19 protein-coding genes are annotated in these 21,571 nt (G+C 62.2%); 10 read left to right on the top strand and 9 right to left on the bottom strand.

The window, feature by feature from the left end:
- Nucleotides 1–175: 175 nt before the first annotated feature.
- Nucleotides 176–1,534: a bifunctional UDP-N-acetylglucosamine diphosphorylase/glucosamine-1-phosphate N-acetyltransferase GlmU gene (gene glmU, locus ASD12_RS04145; RefSeq protein WP_056582190.1), complete on the bottom strand. Its 1,359-nt coding sequence runs from the start codon at nucleotides 1,532–1,534 to the stop codon at nucleotides 176–178.
- A 445-nt stretch (nucleotides 1,535–1,979) separates the two neighbouring features.
- Nucleotides 1,980–2,726 (bottom strand): cytochrome c biogenesis CcdA family protein, encoded by a 747-nt coding sequence (locus tag ASD12_RS04135; RefSeq protein WP_056582397.1) that lies wholly within the window; start codon nucleotides 2,724–2,726, stop codon nucleotides 1,980–1,982.
- Nucleotides 2,727–2,912: 186 nt separating this feature from the next.
- Between ASD12_RS04135 and ASD12_RS04130 the strand changes: the two genes are divergently transcribed.
- The 10 genes from ASD12_RS04130 to ASD12_RS04090 all read left to right on the top strand — a co-directional run bounded on the left by ASD12_RS04130 (nucleotide 2,913) and on the right by ASD12_RS04090 (nucleotide 12,931).
- Nucleotides 2,913–3,290, top strand: a complete 378-nt coding sequence (locus tag ASD12_RS04130; RefSeq protein ID WP_056582187.1) for a hypothetical protein — start codon at nucleotides 2,913–2,915, stop codon at nucleotides 3,288–3,290.
- Nucleotides 3,291–3,656: 366 nt separating this feature from the next.
- Nucleotides 3,657–6,293, top strand: coding sequence for a type I DNA topoisomerase (topA, locus tag ASD12_RS04125; RefSeq protein ID WP_056582185.1), 2,637 nt, complete (start codon nucleotides 3,657–3,659; stop codon nucleotides 6,291–6,293).
- Between the two features lie 6 nt (nucleotides 6,294–6,299).
- Entirely contained in the window at nucleotides 6,300–8,606 is a 2,307-nt protein-coding gene (gene rnr / locus ASD12_RS04120) for a ribonuclease R (RefSeq protein WP_056582182.1), read from the top strand.
- The gene (locus tag ASD12_RS04115) at nucleotides 8,606–9,052 is read left to right on the top strand and encodes a DUF983 domain-containing protein (protein WP_056582180.1); all 447 of its coding nucleotides are present in this window, start codon (nucleotides 8,606–8,608) and stop codon (nucleotides 9,050–9,052) included. The genes rnr and ASD12_RS04115 overlap by 1 nt, the downstream gene beginning before the upstream one ends.
- 86 nt (nucleotides 9,053–9,138) lie before the next feature.
- Complete coding sequence (locus ASD12_RS04110) at nucleotides 9,139–9,879, top strand: NUDIX hydrolase (protein WP_056582178.1); 741 nt, start codon at nucleotides 9,139–9,141, stop codon at nucleotides 9,877–9,879.
- A 77-nt stretch (nucleotides 9,880–9,956) separates the two neighbouring features.
- Complete coding sequence (locus ASD12_RS04105; RefSeq protein WP_056582396.1) at nucleotides 9,957–11,135, top strand: MFS transporter; 1,179 nt, start codon at nucleotides 9,957–9,959, stop codon at nucleotides 11,133–11,135.
- Nucleotides 11,136–11,239: 104 nt separating this feature from the next.
- Nucleotides 11,240–11,698, top strand: coding sequence for a hypothetical protein (locus tag ASD12_RS04100; protein WP_056582175.1), 459 nt, complete (start codon nucleotides 11,240–11,242; stop codon nucleotides 11,696–11,698).
- A gap of 154 nt (nucleotides 11,699–11,852) precedes the next feature.
- Nucleotides 11,853–12,020 carry a 50S ribosomal protein L33 gene (gene rpmG / locus ASD12_RS04095; RefSeq protein ID WP_006201775.1) on the top strand — a complete coding sequence of 56 codons (168 nt, stop codon included), beginning with the start codon at nucleotides 11,853–11,855 and terminating at the stop codon, nucleotides 12,018–12,020.
- Nucleotides 12,021–12,198: 178 nt separating this feature from the next.
- The gene (locus ASD12_RS35705) at nucleotides 12,199–12,333 is read left to right on the top strand and encodes a hypothetical protein (protein ID WP_280139534.1); all 135 of its coding nucleotides are present in this window, start codon (nucleotides 12,199–12,201) and stop codon (nucleotides 12,331–12,333) included.
- A 388-nt stretch (nucleotides 12,334–12,721) separates the two neighbouring features.
- Nucleotides 12,722–12,931 (top strand): hypothetical protein, encoded by a 210-nt coding sequence (locus ASD12_RS04090; protein WP_056582173.1) that lies wholly within the window; start codon nucleotides 12,722–12,724, stop codon nucleotides 12,929–12,931.
- A 392-nt stretch (nucleotides 12,932–13,323) separates the two neighbouring features.
- Here the strand turns inward: ASD12_RS04090 and ugpC are convergent, their stop codons facing one another.
- From ugpC to ASD12_RS04055, 7 genes are all read right to left on the bottom strand, one after another.
- Complete coding sequence (ugpC, locus tag ASD12_RS04085; protein WP_056582170.1) at nucleotides 13,324–14,391, bottom strand: sn-glycerol-3-phosphate ABC transporter ATP-binding protein UgpC; 1,068 nt, start codon at nucleotides 14,389–14,391, stop codon at nucleotides 13,324–13,326.
- Between the two features lie 4 nt (nucleotides 14,392–14,395).
- Nucleotides 14,396–15,244, bottom strand: a complete 849-nt coding sequence (locus ASD12_RS04080) for a carbohydrate ABC transporter permease (RefSeq protein WP_056582168.1) — start codon at nucleotides 15,242–15,244, stop codon at nucleotides 14,396–14,398.
- Complete coding sequence (locus ASD12_RS04075) at nucleotides 15,244–16,167, bottom strand: sugar ABC transporter permease (RefSeq protein ID WP_056582166.1); 924 nt, start codon at nucleotides 16,165–16,167, stop codon at nucleotides 15,244–15,246. Before ASD12_RS04075 ends, ASD12_RS04080 begins: the two co-directional genes overlap by 1 nt.
- Nucleotides 16,168–16,348: 181 nt before the next feature.
- Nucleotides 16,349–17,626 (bottom strand): sugar ABC transporter substrate-binding protein, encoded by a 1,278-nt coding sequence (locus ASD12_RS04070; protein ID WP_056582394.1) that lies wholly within the window; start codon nucleotides 17,624–17,626, stop codon nucleotides 16,349–16,351.
- Nucleotides 17,627–17,655: 29 nt separating this feature from the next.
- Complete coding sequence (locus ASD12_RS04065) at nucleotides 17,656–18,843, bottom strand: PLP-dependent transferase (RefSeq protein ID WP_056582164.1); 1,188 nt, start codon at nucleotides 18,841–18,843, stop codon at nucleotides 17,656–17,658.
- Complete coding sequence (locus ASD12_RS04060; protein ID WP_056582162.1) at nucleotides 18,840–19,574, bottom strand: FadR/GntR family transcriptional regulator; 735 nt, start codon at nucleotides 19,572–19,574, stop codon at nucleotides 18,840–18,842. Before ASD12_RS04060 ends, ASD12_RS04065 begins: the two co-directional genes overlap by 4 nt.
- Nucleotides 19,575–19,727: 153 nt before the next feature.
- The gene (locus tag ASD12_RS04055; RefSeq protein WP_082525244.1) at nucleotides 19,728–21,218 is read right to left on the bottom strand and encodes an FAD-dependent monooxygenase; all 1,491 of its coding nucleotides are present in this window, start codon (nucleotides 21,216–21,218) and stop codon (nucleotides 19,728–19,730) included.
- Nucleotides 21,219–21,571 lie beyond the last annotated feature (353 nt).

The raw sequence follows: 21,571 nt of genomic DNA, 5'->3' as shown, positions 1-21,571 counted from the left end.
CGGACAGCCCCCGATTCCTCGTGGAAAACCAGCGCTATTTAAGGATGGCCGGCCTGCCGCGAAAGTCACATTGCATTTCGTCCCGTGTAACGGAACCTCATTCCTGTCGATGCACCATGACAGACCGCTCTTGCAATCCGGTTACTGCAATCGTTCGGTTCTTTGCGGGCCGGTTTTACTTTTTCTTCGCAGCCGCGGCCGAAGCGAACCGTTCGCGCAATTCCTTGCCTTTGCCGGGGATGGTCTTCTGGCGAGCACGTCCAAACGCCAGCGCTTCGTCGGGCACGCTTTCGGTGATCACGCTGCCCGAGGCTATGTAGCCGCCCTTACCGATGGTGACTGGCGCCACCAGCGAGGAATTCGAGCCGACAAAGGCGCCCTCACCGATGTCGGTGAAGAATTTCGAATAGCCGTCATAATTGCAGGTGATGGTGCCGGCGCCGATGTTGGCGCCCGCGCCGACGCGGGCGTCGCCGATATAGGTCAAATGGTTGACCTTGGCGCCCTCCTCGATAACGGCCTGTTTGACCTCACAGAAATTGCCGACCTTGGCCTTCTGCTTGAGATCGGCACCCGGCCGCAGCCGTGCGAACGGTCCGACATCGCAATTGGACGCAATGGTGGCGCCTTCGATATGGCTGAAGGCATGGATCTTGGCGCCCGTGGCGATTTTCACACCTGGACCAAACCAGACATTGGGCTCGACGATCGTATCAGCGCCGATCTCGGTGTCGTGCGAGAAATACACGCTCTCCGGCGCGATCAGCGTTACACCCGATAGCATCACTTCGTGACGCCGGCGCGCCTGCCAGATGCCCTCGGCTTGCGCCAGTTCGGCGCGGTTGTTGATGCCGAGTGCATTTTCAAAGCTGGCTTCGGTCGCAACCACATCGAGGCTATGACCGCCGGCGATCTCGACGATGTCGGTGAGGTAATACTCGCCCTTGGCATTCTTGTTGCCGACCGCGTCGAGCAGCTTAAGCGCGTGGGCACCGGTCACAGCCATCATGCCGGCATTGCAGAAGCCGATCTTCCTTTCCTCCTCGGAACAGTCCTTCTCCTCGCGGATGGCGACCAGCTTGCCGTCCTTCTCGATCAGCCTTCCATAACCGGTTGGATTGGGCGGGCGGAAGCCGATGACCACGACAGCCGCACCTTCAGCCAGTTTCAGCCGTGCCACGGTCAGCGCATCCGCGTCGATCAGCGGCGTATCGCCGAACATCACAAGGATATCGTCATAGCCCTTTGATATTGCATCGCGCGCGGCCAAAACGGCATGAGCTGTGCCAAGGCGTTTTTCCTGCACGAAGGTCTCCGCCTTTGGAGCGAATTTTGCCGCTGCCTTGCGCATCTCGTCCGCGCCATGGCCAATCACCAGCGCCTGGCTGCCGGCGCCGGCGGCTTCGGCTGCCTTCACCACATGGGCGACCATCGGCAGGCCGGCGATCTGGTGCAGCACCTTCGGCAGCACGCTCTTCATGCGCGTGCCTTCGCCGGCGGCGAGGATGACGGACAGGCAGGTTCTCTGGTTCATGGGATGGCAACCGTATGAAAGGGATCAGGAATCAAACTTATCTAGCACCAGCGCCATGCTGCACCAATGCGGTTAAATTCCGGTGAGATCGGCGACCCGGGCTGGAGCGAAGTGTGATGGCCATAATACTTCATTCAAAATAAATACTCCGTCGGTATTGTTATTGGAAAACCCCAATTTTGAAAAAATAGCCGAATGAGAATCTTATATAAAATTCTTATCGCCTTGATTGTCTTCTCCATAGGAGCAATCATTGGCGGTGTAGCAGGTATTATTCTGATCAGTATTTTGACAGTAGAATCAGACGTTTCAGGGTTTCTAGAAAAGTCTTTTATTATTGTCCCCATATTTGCCTTGATCGGCGGACTTGGGTCCCTGTTCGTATTCGCTCCTATGGGACGGCGGGAGTAATACCGCGACCATCACTGGTAAGACCAGAATCAAGCTACCCCAACCTTCCCAGCGCCGGGAAGTTCTCCAGCAGCCAGTAGGACACCGTCTGCACGCCACCGGTGAGGAAAAACACGCCGGCCACCACCAGCAGCGCGCCGATCGCTTTTTCGACGCGGCCGAGATGGACGCGGAACTTGCCGAGGAAGCGCATGAAGGCGCCGGAAAACAGCGCCGCGATCAGGAATGGGATGCCCAGCCCAAGCGAATAGGCGGCAAGCAGCAGCGCGCCCTCGCCCACCGTCTCGCGGCCGCCGGCCAGCGTCAGGATCGGCCCCAGCACCGGGCCGATGCAGGGCGTCCAGCCGAAGGCGAAGGCCAGTCCCATGACGTAGGCGGCAAGGGCATTTGCCGGCTTTCCTTGCGATTGGAAGCGCGCCTCGCGCGACAGCAGCGGAATGCGCAGGATGCCGAGGAAATTCAGGCCCATCAGGATGATGAGCACGCCGGCAGCCATCGCCAGCGGCTCCTGCCAGACGCGTAGCCAATGCCCGATGGTCGAGGCGCCGGCGCCGAGCGCCACGAACACGGTCGAGAAGCCGAGCACGAAGGCGACCGATGAATAGAGCAGCGCGCCGCGCGTGCCTTCCCGAGCCGTTACGCCCGCATCGCCGCGAAAATCGTCGACCGAGACGCCAGCCATATAGCAGAGATAGGGCGGCACCAGCGGCAGCACGCAAGGCGACAGGAACGAGATGGCCCCCGCCCCGACCGCGCTGACATAGCCGATGTCCAATGCCATTTCCAAGAACTCCAATGCCGTAACGCCGATATAGCGACGCGCAGCCTTGTCCACCAATCACCATTGTGTTGGCAAGATCATCGCTTGCCAGAAGCACTTGCCGGGAAGAAACGGCGGCCCGCACGCGTTGACGCTGTGAGGCCGCGATTTCCCGCGTGTCTCCAGATATCAGTCAGGGAGATTTCCATGAAAACCATAACCGTAGGGCTTGCAGCGCTTTTGCTCAGCACCGCCGCATCCTTCGCCGCCGACGCGTGGAAGGAAGCCGAGGTCAATGGGACCAAAATCTACACCGATGCCAACGGCATGACGCTTTATACCTATGACAAGGACGAGAAGGGCAAGACCAATTGCTACGACAAATGCGCCACCAACTGGCCGCCGCTGAAAGCCGAGGCCGGCGCCAAGGGAGATGACGAATGGAGCGTTGTCGACCGCACAGACGGCACCAAGATGTGGGCCTATGATGGCAAGCCGGTCTACACCTTCATCAAGGACAAGAAGGCCGGTGACATGAGCGGCGACGGCGTTGCCGACGTCTGGCACGTCGTCAAGGCCAACTAGGCCCTCAATTCGAACCCCGCCCACTGACGGGACAAGGGCTGGTCGCCGCGCATCTCCATGCAGCCGGCGGCCAGTGTCGACCAGCCTGTTATGGTATCGCCCGTTCCTGCTCTGGCAACATTTCAGCGACTCGGCGGAAAAATCAATCGGGCCGTTTCCCGCTGACTCGGGCCCACCATCTCCCTTTCCGAAAATTCTGTGATTTTCTCCATACACTCTAAGAGTGTATTGCTGCCCAGCGCCCCGCAATTTGGGCGCTTCCCCTTGACCGGATGCAAAAGCGCGGCCATGTGAGCGACAAATAGAACGAGATTTCGTCGCGCGCAGCGGAATTCTTCTGGCGCACCACAGCTGATATGAGACCTCATGGACGTCGTCGTCGTCGAATCGCCGGCCAAGGCGAAGACAATCAACAAATACCTCGGCAAGAACTACAAGGTTCTGGCCTCGTTCGGCCATGTCCGCGATTTGCCGGCCAAGGATGGCTCGGTGCGTCCGGATGAGGATTTCGCCATGTCCTGGGCGGTCGACACCGCCTCTGGCAAGCGGCTCGCCGACATCGCCAAGGCGGTCAAGGATGCCGACGGCCTGATCCTTGCCACCGATCCGGATCGGGAGGGCGAAGCCATTTCCTGGCACGTGCTGGAAGTGCTGAAGCAGAAGCGCGCGCTGAAGGATAAGCCGGTCAGCCGCGTCGTCTTCAACGCCATCACCAAATCGTCGGTGCTGGAGGCAATGGCCAATCCGCGCCAGATCGATGCGCCGCTGGTCGATGCCTATCTCGCCCGTCGGGCGCTGGATTATCTCGTCGGCTTCACGCTGTCGCCGGTGCTGTGGCGCAAGCTGCCGGGCGCCCGCTCGGCTGGCCGCGTCCAATCGGTTGCGCTTCGCTTGGTCTGCGACCGCGAATCCGAGATCGAGCGCTTCATCCGCGAGGAATACTGGCAGATCGCCGCTCTGCTGGGCACGCCGCGCAACGAGAATTTCGAAGCGCGGCTGACCGCCTTCGATCGCAAGAAGCTGCAAAAGCTCGACATTTCCAACAAGGCGCAGGCCGACGACATCAAGTCGATGCTCGAAGGCGCTATCTTCAAGGCGGTGTCGGTCGAAGCCAAGCCGACCAAGCGCAATCCCGGCCCGCCCTTCACCACCTCGACGCTGCAGCAGGCCGCATCGTCGGGCCTTGGCTTCTCGGCCAGCCGCACCATGCAGGTGGCGCAGCGGCTCTATGAAGGCATGGAGATCGGCGGCGAGACCACCGGCCTCATTACCTATATGCGAACCGACGGCGTGCAGATGGCGCCCGAGGCGATCTCGGCCGCCCGCGACGCCATCGCCAAGGAATTCGGCGCAAAATACCTGCCGGAAAAACCGCGCCAATATACCGCCAAGGCCAAGAACGCCCAGGAAGCGCACGAAGCGATCCGCCCGACAGATTTCATGCGCACCCCGGCATCAGTCAGGCAATATCTCGATTCCGACCAGATGCGGCTCTATGAGCTGATCTGGAAGCGCGCCATCGCCAGCCAGATGCAGTCCGCCGAGATCGAGCGTACCACCGCCGAGATCGAGGCGGTCAACGGATCGCGCACCGCCGAGCTGCGTGCCATCGGCTCGGTCGTTCGCTTCGACGGCTTCATCGCCGCCTACACCGACCAGAAGGACGACGATGCGGAAGACGAGGAAAACCGCCGTCTGCCCGAGATCCGTGCTGGCGAACAGCTTGCCCGCCAGGCGATCAACGCGACCCAGCACACCACCGAACCGCCGCCGCGCTATTCCGAAGCCTCGCTGATCAAGAAGCTGGAAGAGCTCGGCATCGGCCGGCCTTCTACATACACGGCGATCCTGAAGACGCTCGAAGACCGCGACTATGTCACCATCGACAAGCGCCGGCTGGTGCCGCAGGCCAAGGGCCGGCTGCTGTCCGCCTTCCTCGAAAGCTTCTTCAAGCGCTATGTCGAGTACGACTTCACGGCATCCCTGGAAGAGAAGCTCGACGAGATCTCGGACGGCAAGCTCGCCTGGAAGGACGTGCTGCGCGATTTCTGGAAGGATTTTTCCGGTGCCGTCGCCGACATCAAGGAACTGCGCGTCACCGACGTGCTCGACGCGCTGAACGAAGAACTGGCGCCGCTGGTGTTCCCGACGCGGGAAGACGGCTCCAATCCGCGCATCTGCCCGAAATGCGGCACCGGCAATCTGTCGCTGAAGCTCGGCAAGTTCGGCGCCTTTGTCGGCTGCTCCAACTACCCAGAATGCTCCTTCACCCGCCAGCTCGGTGACGCCGCCAACCCGAATGGCGAGAATGGCGGCGGCGAGGACGGCACCAAGGTGATCGGCAAGGATCCCTACACGTCAGAGGAAATCACGCTGCGCAGCGGCCGCTTCGGCCCCTATCTGCAGCGTGGCGACGGCAAGGAAGCCAAGCGCTCCAGCCTGCCCAAGGGCTGGACGGCAGAGTCGATTGACCACGAGAAGGCGCTGGCGCTGCTGTCATTACCGCGCGATGTCGGCCAGCACCCGGAAACGGCCAAGATGATCTCGGCCGGGCTCGGCCGCTATGGTCCGTTCGTTCTCCATGACGGCACCTATGCCAATCTCGACAGCATCGAGGATGTGTTCTCGATCGGCCTCAACCGTGCCGTGTCGGTGATCGCCGAGAAGCAGTTGAAGGGCAAGGGTGGCCGCAATGGCGGCACTGCCGCTGCCCTCAAGGAACTTGGCGACCATCCCGACGGCGGCGGCAAGATCGTCGTGCGCGACGGCAAATACGGGCCTTACGTGAATTTCGGCAAGGTCAATGCCACCCTGCCCAAGGGCAGGGATCCACAGTCGGTGACGATCGAGGATGCGCTGGCGCTGATTGCCGAGAAGGAGGCCAAGGGCGGCGGCGGCAAGAAGCCGTTCCGCAAGGCAGCAGCGGCCAAGGCCCCATCAACCAAGAAAACGGCAGCCAAGAAACCAGCGGCCAAGAAGCCGGCCGCGAAGAAAAAAGGGTAGGACAGCGTGGCGCGCAGGATCACCGGTAGGAGCCACGGCGATCCGCGCACCGCCGACACCAGGGCCAAGGTCAAGGACGACTACCGGCCCTCGCGTGACGAAATCCTGCGCTACATCGCTGAAAATCCCGATCGTGCGGGAAAACGCGACATTGCCAAGGCGTTCGCGCTGCGCGGCGACGACCGCATCTGGCTGAAGGACATTTTGCGCGACCTGCAGGACGAAGGCGTCCTGGCTAAGGAGCGCAAGCAGCTGGCCCGCGTCGGTGCCCTGCCCCATGTCGCCGTGCTCGACATCTTTGGCCGTGACGGCGATGGCATTTTGCTGGCGCACCCGGCCGAGGCCGTGGGCACGGGCGAGCCGCCCGTCGTCTCGATCCGCGTGTCGCGTGGCGGCAGCGGCCCAGCGCCCGGCATCGGCGACCGCGTGCTGGCCAAGACCTTTCCGACCAACGAAGCGACTGGCCCCGCCTACACCGGGCGGGTGATGAAGATCTTCGAGAAGCGCACCGATGCCGTGCTCGGTATCTTTCGCATCCTGCAGGACGGCACCTTCCGCATCGAACCGGTGGAACGGCGTCAACCGGAACTGATCGTCGACAAGGATTTCCAGAACGGCGCCAAGAACGGCGACCTGGTCGAGGTCGAGCCCGCGCGGGCCTCCCGTTACGGCCTGCCGAGAGCCAAGGTGCTCAACGTGCTGGGCTCGCTGACCAGCGAAAAGGCGGTCTCGATGATCGCCATCCACGCGCATGACATTCCGCATATCTTTCCGGCCGACGTCATTGCCGAATCCGAAGCAGTCAAGCCGGCGACGCTTGATCACCGCGAGGACTGGCGCGACCTGCCGCTCGTCACCATCGATCCGGCCGACGCCAAGGACCATGACGACGCCGTCTTCGCGACGCCGGATCTCGACGAGAAGAACCCGGGCGGCGTGGTCGCCACCGTCGCCATCGCCGATGTCGCCGCCTACGTCCGCTATGGCACAGCACTCGATCGCGAAGCGCTAAAGCGCGGCAATTCGGTCTATTTCCCCGATCGCGTCGTGCCGATGCTGCCAGAGCGCATCTCCAACGATCTCTGCTCGCTGCGCGAGAGCCAGGACCGGCCAGCGCTCGCCGTGCGCATGGTTTTTTCGGCCGAGGGCCGCAAGCTCAGGCACTCCTTCCATCGTGTCATGATGAAGTCGGCGGCAAAGCTCGCCTATAGCCAGGCGCAGGCGGCGATCGACGGGGTGCCGGACGAAAAGACCGGCCCGATCCTCGACACGGTGCTGAAGCCGCTGTGGGACGCCTATGCGATCCTCAAGCGTGGCCGCGATGGCCGCCAGCCGCTCGAGCTCGATCTGCCGGAGCGCAAGATCCTGCTCAAGCCGGACGGCACCGTCGATCGCGTCATCGTGCCGGAACGGCTCGATGCCCACAAGCTGATCGAAGAATTCATGATCCAGGCCAATGTTGCCGCGGCCGAGACGCTGGAAGCGAAGAAACAGGAACTGGTCTACCGCGTCCACGACGCGCCTTCGCTCGCCAAGCAGGAATCGTTGCGCGAGTTTCTGCAGACGCTTGGCCTGTCGCTCGCCCGCGGCGCGCAGATGCAGCCGAGCCAGTTCAACGGCATCCTGGAGCGCGTGCGCGGCGCCGACAATGAGGGTCTGGTCAACGAAGTGGTGCTGCGCTCGCAGAGCCAGGCCGAATACTCGCCCAAGAACATTGGCCATTTCGGTCTCAACCTCAGGCGATACGCCCATTTCACCTCACCGATCCGCCGCTATGCCGACTTGATCGTGCATCGCGGGCTTATTGCCGCACTCGGGCTCGGTCCAGGCGGGCTGACACAGGACGAAGCGGCACGGCTCGAAGATGTCGCGGTGCTGATCTCAGGCACGGAACGCCGCGCAATGGCGGCCGAGCGCGACACAGTCGATCGTCTGGTCGCCGCCTATCTCGCCGAGCGCATCGACGACCGTTTCGACGCCCGCATCTCCGGCGTCACCAAATCAGGACTATTTGTCCAGTTGCCGCAGTATGGCGCGGATGGTTTCATCCCGGTGTCAACATTGAACGGCGATTACTATATATACGACGAAACGGCGCGCTCCCTGTTCGGAGAACGCTCGGGCAAAGGCTACCAGCTCGCGGACCGAGTCGAGGTTCGACTCGTCGAGGTGGCGCCAATGGCTGGCGCGATGCGCTTCGAGATGTTGACCGACCCGAAGCCCTTGCCGGGCTCCAAGCGGTCGTTCCACAAGGCCAAGGGCCGCGCCCGCGCGTCGCAATCGCGGCCGGGTTCGCGCGGCAGGAGACGATGATGACAACAGCCATTGAAGAACAGGTTTTCGGCGGAGAACATCACTCGGGCCGGGCCGCCCGCCCGCTGTGGACGGCGATGAAGCGCGGCCTGCTCGGCCGCTGCCCGCATTGCGGCGAAGGCAAGCTGTTTCGCGCCTTCACCAAGACCGTCGACACATGCAGCGTCTGCGGTGAGGAACTACATCACCACCGAGCCGACGACCTGCCTGCCTATCTCGTCATCGTCATCGTCGGCCACATCGTGCTCGGCGCTTTCATGGGCGTCGAGGCGACATCCACTCTGTCCACATGGCAACACATCGCCATCTGGGTGCCGCTGACCATCCTTCTGTCGGTCGCTCTGCTGCAACCGGTCAAGGGTGCCGTCATCGGACTGCAATGGGCCTTCTATATGCACGGCTTCGGCGACGAACACGACGTGATCGAGCCGCATCCCGGAGCCTGAGTCGCAGCCAAAAATGCGCCCTGGCGCAACATACCGACCGTGAAAGGCCACTTTCGCTTGCCAGAAGTTTCCGCTAGGTCCTGCGCATGGACGGTATGACCAAGGCGGAAGTCGACAAGATCGAGCGGAGCATGATCGCTCATAGCGACCGTCCAATTCGCCCGCGCGACGCGGCAACCCTCATCCTGCTCGACCGCAAGGGTAATGACCTGCTGGTTCTGATCGGCCGCCGCCATGCCCGCCACGCATTCATGCCGGGCAAGTTCGTCTTTCCCGGCGGCCGCACCGACCCGGCCGACAGCCGCATCCCGGTCGCCGCCGCATTGCACCCGGAGCAGGAAGCCAGGCTGATCGCCGGGCCGGGCCGCACAAGCGCCGCACGAGCCCGTGCCATCGCCTTGTCGGCCATTCGCGAGACCTATGAGGAAGCCGGATTGCTGATCGGCCGCAAAGGTGCTTTCGCCACCGTCAGGCCCGATTGGCAAGGTTTTGCCGAACACGGCGTGCAGCCCTCTCTGGACATGCTGCGCTTCGTCGCGCGCGCCATCACGCCGCCCAATCGGGTGCGCCGCTTCGACACGCGTTTCTTTAGCGCCTGGCGCGACGACGTCGCGGTCGAACTGCCCGGTGGTGGCCCGACCAACGAGCTTGAAGAGCTGGTCTGGCTGCCGCTTGCCAAGGCCAGGGAAGCCGACATACCCGACATCACCCGAATGATCCTGGACGAACTGCAGAAGCGCCTCGCCCATGATCCGCTGTTGCGGCCGGGCGGTCCTGTGCCCTTCTACCGGCTTGTCCGCAACCGCTTCACCCGCGAACTTCTCTAGAGCAATTCCAGGAAAAGTGTGACGCGGTTTTCCGTCCGGAATTGCGTAAGATCAAAAAGACAGAGTATTCAGCATCCATGACGGTCGATACCCAACCACAGGGCGACGAACGCGTACACTGGCTGCCAATGGTGGCGGCGATCTCGTCGATCAGTGTCGTCGGCATCGCCATCGGCCTTGGCATGCCATTGCTCAGCGTCATCCTCGAAACACGCGGCCATTCGGCCTCCATGATCGGCCTCAACACGGCCGTCGCCGGCCTCGCCTCGATCGCCGGTGCGCCGCTGGCGACCCCGCTCGCCATGCGCTTCGGCGTCGCCTGGACCATGATCGCCATGATCGCCGCCGGCGCGCTGGCCTTTGTCGGCTTCCATTTCGCACCCGATTTCTGGATGTGGTTCCCGCTGCGCATCGTGCTGCACATCGCGTTGACCGTGCTGTTCATCCTGTCTGAATTCTGGATCAGCACCTCGGCGCCGCCACATCGGCGCGGCCTTGTCCTCGGTATTTACGCCACGGTTCTGTCGCTCGGCTTTGCCGCGGGGCCGTGGCTGTTCGCTCATCTCGGCAGTTCCGGCTTCAGGCCATTCGGCGTCATCATCGGCCTGGTGACGCTGGCAGCCATACCCGTGCTGGCAGCGCGCAACGAAAGCCCGACGATCGCCTCCGACGGCGAAACCAGCAAATTTCTGCGCTACATCTGGCTGGTGCCGTCGGCAACCGCTGCCGTGCTGGTGTTCGGCGCGGTGGAAACCGGCGGCTTTGCGCTGTTCCCGATCTACGGCAGCCGTATCGGCTATTCCGAAGCCGACGCCGCCCTTCTCCTGACCATGATCGGTCTAGGCAACGTGCTGTTGCAGATCCCGATCGGCATGATCAGCGACCGCGTCAGCGACCGCCGTTATCTGCTGATTGCCTGCGCCATGGTCGGTCTTGCCGGCACGGTCTTCATGCCCCTCTTCGCCCAGAATTGGCATTTGATGGCCGCGCTTCTGTTCGTCTGGGGCGGCGTCGTCGCTGCCATGTACACGATCGGCCTTGCCCATCTCGGCTCGCAGCTTTCCGGCCACGAACTGGCGTCGGCCAACGCTGCCTTCGTGCTGTGCTACGGCGTCGGCATGGTGCTCGGCCCGCAAGCGATCGGCATCGGCATGGATGCGTTCGGTCCATCCGGCTTTGGCTGGTCACTCGGCCTGTTCTTCGCCGCCTACATTGCTTTGGTCGCCGTCAGGCTGGTCCGCAAGATCCTCCTCTAGCGCGACTGCCCGTCACTCGCATTGGCCGATGACAAGGCTGCTGACAGAACCGTGTCAGGAGCACAGGGCTAAAAGGGTGTCCCAAAACACTTGAGGACACTTCCATGATCGACAGCGGCTTTGAAACCACATCGCTACAAATGACACTGCTTTTGCTCGTGACCTTCCAGGCCCCGGCCGCCGATGTCGACCGCATCATGGACGCGGTCGTCGCGATCGCACCGCTGGCCATGGGCAAATACGACCGCAATGCCTATCAGTCGGCGCACGGCATCGAACGCTACAGGCCGCTTGACGGTGCGGCCGCCGGCGCCGAAACGGAACTGCGGCGGCGCCCCGGCACGGTCGAGGTCTCCTTCGAACTGCCGGACGACCAGCCGCTGGCCGCCCGCGTCGTCGAGGCGATTTTCCAGGCACATTCCTACCAGGAACCGGTGATCCGCATTCAGCCGATTCTCGCCAGCCGTTCCAAAGGGCTGGACGACCGCGCCAATCCGAATCGCTGGTGGAACACAACCGGAGACTGGAAGAAGGTTGCGGCATCGGCGACAGAAACCGCATGATTTGAAGCCACCGGCCGGCCCCGGTGGGTCGTATGAGGTCAGCCGGGCTTGACTTTCCGGGCGCGTTCTTTATGTGTCGCGCCAAGTTTCCCGCGTCCGGGTGTTTCCCCGTGCTCCAGCGGCCAAAACCCCACGAACATAACGGACTGATATCATGGCCAAAGCCGCAAACATCAAGATCAAGCTTCTGTCGACCGCCGACACCGGTTTCTTCTACGTGACCAGCAAGAACAGCCGTACCAAGACGGATAAGCTCTCGTTCCGCAAGTACGACCCGGTCGCCAAGAAACACGTCGAATTCAAGGAAACCAAGATCAAGTAATCTGGGTTTCCCCTCTGCAATACCGAAACGCCGCCCAGTGGGCGGCGTTTTTCGTTTATAACGGATTGATTTCATTGCATCCGTGCAAAGCCTCCAGCCAAAAGGATTGACCGTCCGCGATGGTTGCGGCACCCTTAATCGTGGGCTGGCCGGGGTGTCATGAACAAGGCCCCGACGAATGTCGAAGAAGTTGAAAGCTGCAATCATTGCAGCCCTTGTTGCTCAGGCTGCTGGCTTTGCCGTCAGTAACGGGGTGATAAGCCAGCAGACGGCCGACGAGATCAAGGCCAGGACTGACCAAGTTTTGACCTAGGAGGCAGCCCAGCCTGCACCTCAGCCCGCACCCGATAATCCCCCTGCACCTTCTACAGAACCTGCGCCGCAGGCTCCAAGGCTGCCGCGGCACCTCAGCAATAATCCCAACCGGGTCAATGAAAAAACGTCCCCCGCGCAAGGCGGGCTTCTCTCGTGCGTGCGATGCAATGAAGTGGTCAGGCCGGCAGGGAGCGCTTTCGCCTGAAATCATGAGGTCGCGCACCTCGCACATTTCCACGCGCCGCACGCCATTCACCTCGCGCCATCACCACACCTGCGGAGTGTATCGTTTTAATACAATCGCCAATTGGTAGACTCGCACGATGGATAGGCAGTTAGTTTCAGCGTCAGGCCAAGGGGGGAATGCCTCGACCAGGGAGAAAACGATGTCCATTCAAAAAGGCGACTACCGAACCAACAGAGCCGACTACGCGATTGCCGCGACGCATGGCGGAGTGACCGCCGAAGACAGCGTTCGAGACGAAATTCTGGCAAGAAGAAAGAAGTCCTTGTGGCTAAAGGAGCGGCGATCAGCCAAGTCGGCCGAGAACCCAATGGACAGCTCGCCGTTGCCTAAAAGAAACCCTCGCGGTTAGACGCCACAGTTCCCTTCCGCGATCGCACCATACCCGCACACCACCGATTCGCCCATATTTGCGGATGCAGCCGCCGGTATTGACCTCTGGCACGGCGGCCCTACTTCGTTACGAATTGACTTCCGTTCTTTTCAGAAGGCGGCGGGACTAAAGTCTTGCGCACTACACGCAAAGGTCTGAGGGGTCCTGTTCGGTTCTGGAAATGTCTGTTGGACGTTCCATTATTTTAGTCAATCGAGATATAACCTTCCCTTCTATTTCCCACCCGATCTCCGCGCCTGATGCGACCATTCGTAATCTGCAGGCCCTGCCTTTCGGCGGGTTCGGCGCCCTGTGTAGATGTGCAACTGGTCGATCGCGTCCCGAGCGCCCTCACCCCGGGCCGAGTTTCCTCAGCCGATGCGATCACCGCTTTTCGGATCGAACAGATGCGGCGACTCCGGGTCGGCGGCCAGCCGCACCACGTCGCCGGGCTTCACGCCGGCGCGGCCCATGGCAAACACGCAAAGCTGCTGGCTGGCCAGCTTGACGTAGAACTGCGTCGAAAGCCCGAGCGGCTCCACCACACCAACCTCGCCCTTCAACGCGCCGTCATCTGCCAGCCGGATATGCTCGGGCCGCAATCCGACGGTGATGGCGTCACCGTGCTTCAGCGGCAGGCCTTCCGGCAGGCGCAGCGCCTGGCCATCGGCCAGGACGGCCTCCGGCGTACCACGCTGACGAACCGTCGCCGGCAGAAAATTCATGCCGGGTGAACCGATGAAACCGGCGACGAACATGTTGGCCGGTCGGTCATAGAGATCGAGCGGCGCGCCGACCTGCTGGATCAGCCCGTCATGCATGACGACGATCCGGTCGGCCATGGTCATCGCCTCGATCTGGTCGTGCGTGACATAAACCGATGTCGTCTTCAGCTGCTGGTGCAGCGCCTTGATCTCTGCGCGCATATGAACGCGCAGCTTGGCGTCGAGGTTCGACAGCGGCTCGTCGAACAGGAAAACCTTGGGGTCGCGCACGATCGCGCGGCCCATGGCGACGCGCTGGCGCTGGCCGCCGGACAATTGCCGCGGCAGGCGTTGCAGGAAGGTGTCGAGCCCGAGCCGCTTGGCGGCGCCGTCCACCCTCGCGTCGATCGTCGACTTCTCCGCCTTCTTCAAAAGCAAGCTGAAGCCCATGTTCTTCGACACGTCCATATGCGGATAGAGCGCGTAGGACTGGAACACCATGGCGATGTCGCGGTCCTTGGGTGCTACGTCATTGACCAGCCGCTCGCCGATGCGGATCTCGCCGCCGGAAGCTTCCTCCAGCCCGGCGATCATGCGCAAGAGCGTGGACTTGCCGCAGCCTGACGGCCCGACGAGGACGACGAACTCGCCATCGGCGATTTCAAGGTCGACCGCGTGCAGGACGCGGACGGCGCCATAATCCTTGCGGACCTTTTCGAGCGTAACAGATGCCATCGATCTATCCTTTGACGGCGCCGGCGGTCAGGCCGGTGACGAGATAGCGTTGCAGGAAGGCGAAGAAGACACAGACCGGGATCAGCGCCAGGATGGATGCCGCCATCATCTGTCCCCAGTCGACGGCGAACTTGCCGATGAAGGTGAGCAGGCCGACCGCGAAGGTCTTCTGGTCGTCACTGGAAATCAGCATCAGCGCGAACAAAAGCTCGCTCCAGGCGGCGGTGAAGACAAAGCCGAGCGTTGCGCCCATGCCGGGCAGCGTCAACGGCACGATCACCTTGCGCATCGCCTGCGCGCGGGTGCAGCCGTCGATCATAGCCGCTTCCTCCAGGTCCTTCGGGATGCCGTCGAAGAACGACTGCATCAGGAAAGTGGCAAAGGCCGTGTTGAAGGCGGTGTAGATGATGATCAGCCCGGTCAGGCTGTTGATCAGGCCGATCTGACCCATCACGCGGTAGATCGGCGGAATGACCATCACCAGCGGAAAGGTCTGGGTCAAAAGCAACATCAGCGCAAGTGCCGCCTTGCCGCGGAAGGTGAAGCGCGACATGGCATAACCGGCGAGGGTGGCGATGATCGTCACCAGTGCGGCCGTCGAGACCGAGACGATGACGCTGTTGAGGAAATAGCGCGGGAAATCGGTGGCCTCGAGCACGGTGACGAAATTCTGCAGCGTCATATGCGACGGCCAGAAGGTGATGCCTTCGGAATAGAGAAGCCGCTCCGGCGTGACCGAGATCTTCAGCGTCCAATAGATCGGAAACAGGGCAAACAGCACATAAGCAGCGATTGCCGCGTAGAGGCCGAGGCCACCGAAGAAGCGCTGCGAGGTTGAACGTCCTGCGATCATCACACGTGCCTCACCAGGGTGCGGCGGATGCCGATCAGCGCAATCGCATAGGCAATGAGCAGGACAAGCAGCAGCACGGCCACCGCCGACGCATAGCCCTTGTCCAGCGACTTGAAGGCGCTGACATAGATGTAGACAGGCACCGTGTTGGTCGAGCCGGCTGGCCCGCCCTCGGTCATGACGAAGATCAGGTCGGCGAAGGTGGCGATCCAGATGGTGCGCAACATGACGGTGATGGCGATGGTCGGGGCCAGGAACGGCAACGTCACCTTGGTGAAGCGTTGCCAGGGCGAAGCGCCGTCGATGGCCGCTGCCTCATGCAGTTCCGATGGAATGGATTTCAGCGCCGCCAAAAGCGTGATGGCGAAGAACGGAATGCCGAACCAGATATTGGCGACGATCGGCCCCCACATAGCGGTTGACGGATCGGACAGCACATTGGTCGGCTCGGCCTTCAGCCCCAATGCAAACAGCCAGTGCGGCAACGGGCCGATGATCGGATTGAACAGCCAGGCCCAGGTCAGGCCCGACAGGAAGGACGGCACCGCCCAGGGCAGGAATACCAGGGCCTGTACCACCTTGCGGCCACGAAACGGCTTGTCGAGCAGCAGCGCCAGGCCAAGCCCGAGGAAAAACTGGAAGAAAAGGCTGGCGACGGTCCACCACAGCGTGTTGACCAGCGCCTGCCCCAGCACCTGATCCGACAGCATCGCCTGGTACTGCCCGAGCCCGACATATTCGGACTTGAAGGCGGAGAACTTGCGAAATGAGTAGCTGATGCCGACGATCAGCGGCACCAAGAGCACCACGACCAGAAGGACGATCGCCGGGCTGAGATAGAGCCATGGCTCGATTGCGGCGCGGGATAGCCGCTTGCGACGCGGCTTGCCGGCGGATCGTATTTCGGACACGGCGTAGGTCATGGGCTGCGGGTCGTTTCCCTGGAGCGGCGTCGGGGACAGCGTCCTTCTCCCCGTCACTATACGGGGAGAAGATGCCGGCAGGCAGATGAGGGGCAGCGCGAACCTATCGAGGCATAGCGTCGCCCTCATCCGGCCCTATTGGGCCACCTCCTCCCCGTGAACGGGGAGAAGGGAAGGAAAACTACTTCTTGTTCTTCGCCAGCCAGTCCTGCTGTTCCTTGGTCAGGAAGGCAGCCCATTGGTCGGCGACATCCTTGGCCGTCTTCTGGCCAAGCAGCACTTCCTGGAAGTTCTTGATCGCCACCTGGTCGACGAAGTTGCCGAGGTTCTCCAGATGCGTCGGCGGGGTCACCATTTCATATTTGGAGGTGTCGCTGAGCTCCGTGAACCAGCCCTTGAACTGCTCGGTCTTGAAATGGGGATCCTGGTCGGCGCCGTTGTGGATCGGGACGACGCCGACTTCCTTGGCCCATTCCAGATTATCCTTCGGCGACAAAAGCGTCGCCATCAGCTTCCACGCGTCGTCCTTGTGCTGCGAATTGGCAAACATCGCCCAGCCGGCATAGCCCAGCGTCGGATAGGACTTACCGCTCGGCCCGACCGGCAATGGCGCCACCGCGAAGTCGTCGGCGCTCATCTTGTCGGCGATACCAAGCAGAGCGTCCGGATCCTGGTTGAGCATGGCGCAGGTGCCGGAATAGAAGCCGGTGACCGTTTCGTTGAAGCCCCAGCTCACCGCGTCCTTCGGCGCCAGGCCGTCCTTGTACATGTCGGCCAGCATCTGCAGGCCCTTGACCGAGCCTTCTTCGTTGATGGTCGAGGTGCCGTCCTCGTTGAAGTAGCCCCCCTTGCCGGCGGCGATGTTCATGAACATGTGCATGCCGTTGAAGGCGCCAGGCCCGCCGCGCAGGCAGTAGCCATACTTCCCCGGGAGCGCGGAAATCTTCTTGGAATCGGCGATGAAATCATCGAGTGTCGCCGGCGGGCCATCAAGGCCGGCCTCCTTGAACAGTTTCTTGTTCCAGAACAGCGCGTTCACATAATAGCCGTAGGGGATCATGAACTGGGTGTTGTTGACAGTCGAGCCGAACTGCTTGGCGCGCTCGCCAAGCGTCTTGGCGTCGTCCCACTTGGCCATGTAGGGGCCGAGATCCTCGAGCTGGGCATTGTTGGCATAGAGGCCCATCCAGCGCTCTGGCATCTCGACGATGTCGGGCGTATCGCCGGCCTGCACCATGGTCAGGAACTTTTCGAAAGCCTGGCCCCAGGGCAACGAGATCAGCTCGACCTTGACGCCCGGATTGGCCGTTTCGAACTCGGCGATCTGCTTCTTCAGGAATTCGGTGCGTGGCGGGCTGGTGATGACTTCGACCATTTTCAGGGTCGAATCGGCCAGCGCACTTCCGGCGGAAATCGCTAGTCCCGCAACGGCGGCTAGCATGACGGTCAGTTTTTTCATGTTCAAGACTCCCATTTTGAACCCGCTTGTTATTTTCTGGCTTTTTCGAAGGCCTGGGCCACATCCGCCCACAGGTCTTCGACACTTTCCAATCCGACATTGAAGCGGATGGTTCGGGGGCTGACGCCGAAGCGCGCCATCGAATTCAGGCCCGGCGTCTGCTCCAGCGACGCCTTGGCCGGCACGACCAGGCTTTCATGCCCGCCCCAGCTGACGCCGATGCGGAAATATTTCAGCGCGTCGACGAAAACGGGGATGTCGATATCGTCCGTCACCTCGAAGGAGAACAGACCGGCATAGCCAGCCAGCGTCGCCTTGCCCGGATGGTTCGAATAGACGGGATGGTTGACCCGCTCGACATTGGCATGCGCCTTCAGCCGTTCGGCGATGGCCAGGCCGCTCTTCATGTGGTGCGGCAGGCGCAGCGGCAGCGTGCGCAGGCCACGCAGCAAAAGCCACGCCTCGAACGGCGACAGCTTGCCGCCGAGATACGAATAGGTCTGCTCGTTGATGTGCTTGATATGAGCGGCCGACCCCGCCACGACGCCGGCGACGGTGTCGCTGTGGCCACCAAGGTATTTCGAGGCCGAATGCAGCACCAGGTCGACGCCATGCGTGATCGGCTTCTGGAACACCGGCGTCGCCCAGGAATTGTCGATGGTGGTGACGATGCCCTGTTCCTTGGCCAACCGCGTCAGATGCGCGATGTCCTGCAACTCGAACATCATCGAGGTCGGGCTTTCCAGATAGAGCAGCTTGGCGCCGGGAAGCGCCGCGGCCACCGCATCCGGGTCGGAGCCGTCGACATAGTCGACCTTGATGTTGAGCCGCGGCAACAGCCGCTCGAAAAGCCGGTAGGCATCACCATAGCAATTGCGCACCGCCACGATGCGCTCACCCGCACCGACAAAGGCAAGCACCGTGGCACTTATCGCCGCCATGCCGCTGGAAAAGCCGCGCGCCGCCTCGGCACCTTCGAGCGCGGCCACACGCGCCTCGAACTCCATCACTGTCGGATTGTCGCCACGCGAGTAGATCGGCTGCTTTCGTTTGCCGGCAAAGGTATCGGCCATCTCGGCATAGTTGGCGAAGGTGAACAGCGAGGTCTGGTAGATCGGCGGCACCACCGCACCGCCGGGGAACGGCTCGTCATGCGCCAGCAGTGTCGCCGCCTCGGCAAGATAGTCGTGATCGAAACCGGATGGATGCTCGTTCATGTCTGGCTCGAAAGTTTGAGTTTGGCGGCACCGCGTTTCAAGTCGTCCTCGACGGTGGCGATCAGCTTGAGCGCCTCGGCGCGGGCGCCCTGCGGGTCGCGCGCGGCAATGCGTTCGTAGATGGTGCGGTGATAGGAAAAGCTGGCATGGCCGAAGTCGCGCACGCCGAGCGGATGCTCCCAGAAGCGGTGGAACAATTCGTACATGGCGGCGATGATCTGCTCGAACAGCGGATTGCCCGAGGCCCGGTAGATCGCCTGGTGGAACTCCCAATCCTCTTCCGACGACATGCCGTCGCGCGTGCGGAACGCCTGCTCCATGACGTCGAGCTTGTGCGCGATTTCGGCGATATCTGTCTGGCTGGCGCGTTCGGCGCAAAGGGCTGCGGCCTCCGCTTCCAGCGCGCGACGGATCTCCATCGTCTGCATCAGGCTGGTGAAATCATTGCCGCCCGCCAGCGTCAGAGGCATGTGCAGCATATCGTGTGAGACGGCAACCTTGAGATAGGTGCCGCTGCCTTGCCGGCGCTCGACGAGGCCGAGACCTTCCCAGCGAGTCAGCGCCTCGCGCACGGTGTTGCGGCTGACCTTCAGCCGCTCGGCCAGAATACGCTCGGTCGGAAGCCGCTCGCCCGGCTGCAAAGCCTCGGCGCGGACAAAGCCCACCAACGCCTTCAACACGGCGTCATCGCGCGCCGTCGTCTGAATGGGTGGCAGGCTGTTCTGGTCCAAATCAACTCCAAGTGGTCCAATGGTCCAACCAATTTCTGCACGGATGGAAACTCCTGTCAATCGATTGTCAGGAGACCCGTCCGCCTTCGGGCTGTTGAGGGCTGCGACGTAAGCGCTTCAAGCGGTCGGGCGAGCCCTCTTCGAGCGTGCCTGCTAACCCGCGGCAGCAGGCGGCCCGAACCAAGTGGTCAGCGCGTCAGCCAGCCCATCTCGGCTTCCCACCCCAACCCAAGCCACATAACCATCGGGCCGGATCAAAACGGCATCGGGCGCGGCGACCGTCCCGAGCACCGGGAGTTCCCAGACACCGGCATACAAGGCGTCGATCTGCCGAACCCGATCCGCCCAGGGCGCAATGTCCAGCCTGCCTGGTTCGCCGAGGTTGAGAAGCAGCGGCCGGGCATCGTGCAGCAAGCTGAAGAGCCGCACCGGACCGCCGACCGTGGTCAGGTCGAGGTCGGGCATTCGCCGCCCACGCAGCGGATGTCCGACGAGATCATAATGGACACCCAGGCCGGACATCTCCGCAGCGATCCGTTTGCGCGGCTCTTCCATGCCAAGCAACTCGGCAAAGATGTCGTTCAATGCCTTGGTGCTGGCATCCATGCGACGAAGCGCAACCTGTGCCCTCGCGTTGCGGAGAACGCGAGCGGCGATCGGATGACGCTCGGCGTGATAGCTGTCGAGAAGGGCTTCCGGTGATATCCGCTTGACCACCTGGGCCAGTTTCCAGCCAAGGTTCACCGCTTCCTGCACGCCAATATTGAGCCCCTGCCCGCCCATCGGCGGATGGATATGCGCGGCGTCGCCGGCCAGCAGTACGCGTCTGTCGCGATAAGCGGCAGCCTGTCGCGTCATGTCCGTGAACCGGGAGAGCCAGGTAGGGTTGCGAACCCCGTAATCAGTGCCGTAGACCGCGACGAGCGCCTCACTGAGATCGCGCAGCGTCGGTTCGCCTCCAATGGTCAGGTGCCTCTCGGTCAGCACGACACCGACCCGTCCGCCTTCCTCGATCTTGCCTATCGCATGGATGCCGTAGGCGTCGCTGCGAAAGCCCCATGCCGGCTCCTGCACCATCTCGACCTCGGCGATCATCCAACTCATCGTCGGATCCTGTCCAGCGAACTCGATGCCCGCCGCCTTTCGGATCACGCTGCGTCCTCCGTCGCAGCCGACGAGATACTGCGTCCGCAATCGCTGGCCATCGGCCAGTTCCACATCGACGCCGCCATCGTCCTGTGCGAAACCCGTAACGTCCTGTCCGCGACAGATCGGCACCTGCAACCCGCCGATCCAGTCGGCCAATATCCGCTCGATATGGTTTTGCCGCAGCGCCAGCAGATAATTGTGCCGCGTGGGAAAATCGCTGATGTCCAGCCGGATCATGTGGAAGCCGACGGACGGCGACGGCTGTCCCTGCGACAGGAAACGATCGGCGATTCCGCGCTGATCGAGCACCTCGATGGTGCGTGCGTGCAGGCCGCCCGCGCGCGAGCCGATCAGTTCCTGGGTATCGCGCCGCTCGACGATAGCGACGTCGACGCCCGCCAACGCCAGTTCGCCTGCCAGCATCAACCCCGTCGGACCGCCCCCGACGATCACCACCGCGTGTCGCAATCCGTACGCCGGCAACATCACATCCATCCTCGCCACTCCCGTTTTCCGCTGGCCTGGGCCGCGGTTTACGGGTAGAGCCGGGTCTTGCCGCAAGCCCCTTGTGCGCCATATCTGTGAAATGGAAGGGTGCTCTTCCCCCTCATCGTTGGCTGCCACGAACAAGCTTCTCGCGCAGTCACAGCGCGTACGGAACGCCCATCGCCGTCGTGGCCTTAAAACGATATCCGGATTTTCACACGCAAAAACGCAGAGTCTTCCGTGCTTTGGCACGGAACTCTGATGCTCATTGGAAGAAGGGGGCCGGTCGGCGTTTGGCAGCGGTACGAGGAGGCCACTATGTGCCAGCGCCGGCCGGCCGACCCCACGGACCCAGGAGATGC

Origin of the sequence: Mesorhizobium sp. Root102 (genome assembly GCF_001425625.1) — a bacterium.
Lineage (GTDB): Bacteria > Pseudomonadota > Alphaproteobacteria > Rhizobiales > Rhizobiaceae > Mesorhizobium.
This window is presented reverse-complemented; position numbering and strand designations above follow the sequence as displayed.

Coding starts and splice junctions, on each gene's coding strand:
- ASD12_RS04070 (WP_056582394.1), bottom strand. CDS start 17,626: ATGAAAAAACTGACCGTCATGCTAGCCGCCGTTGCGGGACTAGCGATT.
- ASD12_RS04105 (WP_056582396.1), top strand. CDS start 9,957: ATGACGGTCGATACCCAACCACAGGGCGACGAACGCGTACACTGGCTG.
- topA (WP_056582185.1), top strand. CDS start 3,657: ATGGACGTCGTCGTCGTCGAATCGCCGGCCAAGGCGAAGACAATCAAC.
- ASD12_RS04110 (WP_056582178.1), top strand. CDS start 9,139: ATGGACGGTATGACCAAGGCGGAAGTCGACAAGATCGAGCGGAGCATG.
- glmU (WP_056582190.1), bottom strand. CDS start 1,534: ATGAACCAGAGAACCTGCCTGTCCGTCATCCTCGCCGCCGGCGAAGGC.
- ASD12_RS04080 (WP_056582168.1), bottom strand. CDS start 15,244: ATGATCGCAGGACGTTCAACCTCGCAGCGCTTCTTCGGTGGCCTCGGC.
- ASD12_RS04135 (WP_056582397.1), bottom strand. CDS start 2,726: ATGGCATTGGACATCGGCTATGTCAGCGCGGTCGGGGCGGGGGCCATC.
- ASD12_RS04090 (WP_056582173.1), top strand. CDS start 12,722: ATGTCCATTCAAAAAGGCGACTACCGAACCAACAGAGCCGACTACGCG.
- ASD12_RS04075 (WP_056582166.1), bottom strand. CDS start 16,167: ATGACCTACGCCGTGTCCGAAATACGATCCGCCGGCAAGCCGCGTCGC.
- ASD12_RS04100 (WP_056582175.1), top strand. CDS start 11,240: ATGATCGACAGCGGCTTTGAAACCACATCGCTACAAATGACACTGCTT.
- ugpC (WP_056582170.1), bottom strand. CDS start 14,391: ATGGCATCTGTTACGCTCGAAAAGGTCCGCAAGGATTATGGCGCCGTC.
- ASD12_RS35705 (WP_280139534.1), top strand. CDS start 12,199: ATGTCGAAGAAGTTGAAAGCTGCAATCATTGCAGCCCTTGTTGCTCAG.
- ASD12_RS04115 (WP_056582180.1), top strand. CDS start 8,606: ATGACAACAGCCATTGAAGAACAGGTTTTCGGCGGAGAACATCACTCG.
- ASD12_RS04065 (WP_056582164.1), bottom strand. CDS start 18,843: ATGAACGAGCATCCATCCGGTTTCGATCACGACTATCTTGCCGAGGCG.
- rpmG (WP_006201775.1), top strand. CDS start 11,853: ATGGCCAAAGCCGCAAACATCAAGATCAAGCTTCTGTCGACCGCCGAC.
- ASD12_RS04130 (WP_056582187.1), top strand. CDS start 2,913: ATGAAAACCATAACCGTAGGGCTTGCAGCGCTTTTGCTCAGCACCGCC.
- ASD12_RS04055 (WP_082525244.1), bottom strand. CDS start 21,218: ATGGATGTGATGTTGCCGGCGTACGGATTGCGACACGCGGTGGTGATC.